Below are 295 nucleotides of genomic sequence, written 5' to 3'. Positions count from 1 at the left end.
CGCACCTGGTCGGCCTTGTCCGGGATGGTGCGGCGGATCCCGCGGCGACACAGGTAGGCGCGGTTCCTGCGGGAGGCGTACGCCTTGCCGGCCCGCACCCGGTCGGGACGGACGCGTGGCCGGCCCGGCCCGATGCGGGGCACGCGGACCTTCCCAGCACCGGTCCGACCCCACGGTCCGTACGCGACGGGCACGTCCCGCCACGGAACCCCGGTCCGGACCCGGAACCGTATGCCGTCGATCAGCAGCCGTCGGGGCCAGACCGGCAGCCGCCCCGCCCTGGTGCCGTTCGGCA

Annotated in this window: 1 protein-coding gene; it reads right to left on the bottom strand. The window is 76.3% G+C overall.

Annotated elements, in window-relative coordinates; all coding sequences use genetic code 11:
* On the bottom strand, positions 1–295 hold a 295-nt coding region (locus K7G60_RS39620; protein WP_374115755.1), incomplete at both ends, for a transposase.

Origin of the sequence: Streptomyces sp. NK15101 (assembly GCF_020400725.1) — a bacterium.
Classification (GTDB): Bacteria; Actinomycetota; Actinomycetes; order Streptomycetales; family Streptomycetaceae; genus Streptomyces.
This window is presented reverse-complemented; position numbering and strand designations above follow the sequence as displayed.